Annotated in this window: 5 protein-coding genes; 3 read left to right on the forward strand and 2 right to left on the reverse strand. The window is 28.9% G+C overall.

Annotation, left to right across the window (positions count from 1 at the left end; genetic code table 11):
• The 3 genes from AMN99_RS01685 to grxD form a co-directional block, all read left to right on the forward strand.
• Positions 1-731: AIR synthase-related protein (locus AMN99_RS01685; protein WP_256998092.1), on the forward strand; the 731-nt coding region annotated here is incomplete at its 5' end.
• A complete protein-coding gene (locus AMN99_RS01690) occupies positions 731-961 on the forward strand; it encodes a BolA/IbaG family iron-sulfur metabolism protein (protein WP_075506109.1) in 231 nt (76 codons plus the stop codon). The genes AMN99_RS01685 and AMN99_RS01690, both read left to right, overlap by 1 nt.
• A complete protein-coding gene (gene grxD / locus AMN99_RS01695; protein ID WP_075506110.1) occupies positions 961-1,293 on the forward strand; it encodes a Grx4 family monothiol glutaredoxin in 333 nt (110 codons plus the stop codon). Before AMN99_RS01690 ends, grxD begins: the two co-directional genes overlap by 1 nt.
• A gap of 9 nt (positions 1,294-1,302) precedes the next feature.
• Here the strand turns inward: grxD and rpsD are convergent, their stop codons facing one another.
• Together rpsD and AMN99_RS01705 are read right to left on the reverse strand one after the other, a co-directional pair.
• Complete coding sequence (rpsD, locus tag AMN99_RS01700) at positions 1,303-1,920, reverse strand: 30S ribosomal protein S4 (protein ID WP_075506111.1); 618 nt, start codon at positions 1,918-1,920, stop codon at positions 1,303-1,305.
• Between the two features lie 40 nt (positions 1,921-1,960).
• On the reverse strand, positions 1,961-2,674 hold the full coding sequence (locus AMN99_RS01705) for an RNA methyltransferase (RefSeq protein ID WP_075506112.1): 714 nt from the start codon (positions 2,672-2,674) through the stop codon (positions 1,961-1,963).
• Positions 2,675-2,687 lie beyond the last annotated feature (13 nt).

The raw sequence follows: 2,687 nt of genomic DNA on the forward strand, positions 1-2,687 counted from the left end.
CTAATTGTTTAAATTTTGGAAGCCCTGAAAATGAGGAAAATATGGGTGAGTTTGTTGAATGTGTTCAAGGAATTGGAGAAGCAAGTGAATATTTAAAATTCCCAGTAGTTTCAGGAAATGTTTCTTTTTACAATCAAACTAAAGATGAAGGTATAAAGCCAACTCCTGCTATTGGAGGTGTGGGTTTGATAAAGGATTATAATAAAATGATCACTATGGATTTTAAAGAAATTGATAATGTGGTTTTAGTTATTGGAAAAACAGAAGGACATTTAGATCAAACTTTATTTGCAAGGAATATATTGAATGAAAAAAATGGCCCTCCTCCTGAAATAAATTTATTTAATGAAAAAAATAATGGAGAAACTTTGCTGAAACTTATCGAAAATAACCTAATCAAAAGTGCTCATGATGTTTCTTTAGGTGGAATTATTACAGCCATAGCCAAAATGTGCATCAAAGGTAAAAAAGGAATAAATTTAAATAAACCAAAATATTTAATTAATGAATTGGAGTATTTCTTTGGCGAAGATCAAGGACGTTACATTATTGAGGTTGGTAAAAAAGATTTAAAAAAAGTCACAGATATATTGAATAAAAATGCTGTTCATTTTGATGAACTTGGAACAATTATTGAAAATGAGCTATATATTAATGATAAGACAAAAGTTACAATTGACGAATTAACAAGTTCAAATACAAAGTGGCTTACAGATTATATGAGTAACTAATGGCAATGGATTTAAAAGAAATTGAGGGTTTAATTAAAGAAGCAATGCCTGATGCGGTTGTAGAAATTCAAGATTTAGCAGGTGATGGAAATCATTATTCAGCGACTGTGACTTCTTCTCAGTTTTCAGGGAAAAGTAAAATTGAACAACATAAAATGGTATATAATTCTCTTAAAGGACGTATGGGAAATGAATTACATGCCCTAGCAATTAAAACAAAGGAGCAATAATGGACGATAATACAAAAAATATAATTCAAAATCATATAGACAACAATGATGTTTGTTTATTTATGAAAGGAACTCCAGATGCTCCACAGTGTGGTTTTTCAATGGCTGTCTCAAACATGCTAAAAATTCTTGAAGTAAATTTTAAAGGAGTAAATGTTTTGGAAAATCAAAACATTAGAGAAGGTATTAAAGTTTACAGTGATTGGCCAACAATTCCTCAATTGTATATTAAAAAAGAATTTGTTGGTGGATGTGATATCGTAAAAGAAATGTACGAAAACGGAGAGCTTAAAAAAGTTCTTGAGGATAAAGGTATTAATTTTAAAAATTAAATTTAGAAATTATCTAGAGTAATATTCAATTACAAGATTTGGTTCCATTATTACAGGATAAGGAACTTCTTCAAATTTAGGAACTCTTACAAATTTTAATTTTTTATTTTTCTCATCCATTTGGATGTATTCTGGTGTTTCTCTTTCTTTATTTGCTAGAGCGATATCAATGATTGCTAATTGCTTAGATTTGTCTCTAATTTCAATTGTATCCTCTTCTTTTACTGAATAACTTCCAATATTAACTTTCTTACCATTAACTCTTACATGACCGTGATTGATTAATTGTCTAGCTGAAAAAATAGTTGTTGCAAATTTTGCTCTGTAAATAATAGCGTCTAGTCTTCTCTCTAAAAGACCAATTAAATTTTCACCCGTATCACCCTTAAGCATAACTGCTTTTTTATATATATTTCTGAATTGTTTTTCATTTATATTTCCGTAGTAAGCTTTTAGTTTTTGTTTAGCTTGCAACTGAATTCCATAATCTGAAGGCTTAGATGTCTTTGTTTGACCGTGTTGACCTGGACCATAAGCTCTAGTATTAAAAGGACTTTTTGGTCTCCCCCATAGGTTAACCTTTAATCTTCTATCTACTTTGTGTTTAGAGTTTAATCTTTTTGTCATTTAATAGTGGGCTTTATAAACTTACTCTTACTTTTGTCAATCAACGTTTTTTACCTAAACTCGCAAATACACCTGATAAAATACGTGTTTCTTTAGTCGATAATTCCATTCTGTAAAAGATATTTCTTAAGTTTTCCAGCATTATTGGCTTCTTCTCTTTTGATTTGAAAAAATTAATCTCTTCTAGATTCTGGATGCATAGATTGGCCATAGCGACAATCTCTTTTTTTGAGGCTGATTTTACTTTATTTGATTTATTAAAAGAGCTCACTTTTAAATTAATGATGCTTGATACATATTGAGCAATGATTATTAGACTATGGGATAGGTTTAATGACTTAAAATCAGGATTTGTTGGAATTTGAAGGGTGTAATTAGCATAACTAATTTCATTATTGGATAAACCTGATGCTTCTGATCCAAACAAAAAAGCGACTTTTTTTTTGTAATTAATTTTTTTTAAATCTTCTAATTGAATATGCTTAATATTTTTATTTCTAAATCTCGCAGATGTTGCAATAACAATATCAATATTCTTTAAAGATTTCTCTAAATTTTCATAACTCTTTGTTTTGTTAATAATATTTTTAGCCCCAACTGAAGTTGCTATAATTTTATCGTTAGGAAATATTGGTTTAGGATCAACAACAATTAATTTTTTAAAATTAAAATTTTTCATTCCTCTGGCGCAAGCTCCAATATTTTCTGAAAGCTGGGGTTTGTGTAAAATAAAAGAGATATTATTAATGGACATTAATCAATGCCAT

It is taken from the genome of Candidatus Pelagibacter communis (assembly GCF_001180225.1).
Lineage (GTDB): Bacteria > Pseudomonadota > Alphaproteobacteria > Pelagibacterales > Pelagibacteraceae > Pelagibacter > Pelagibacter ubique_D.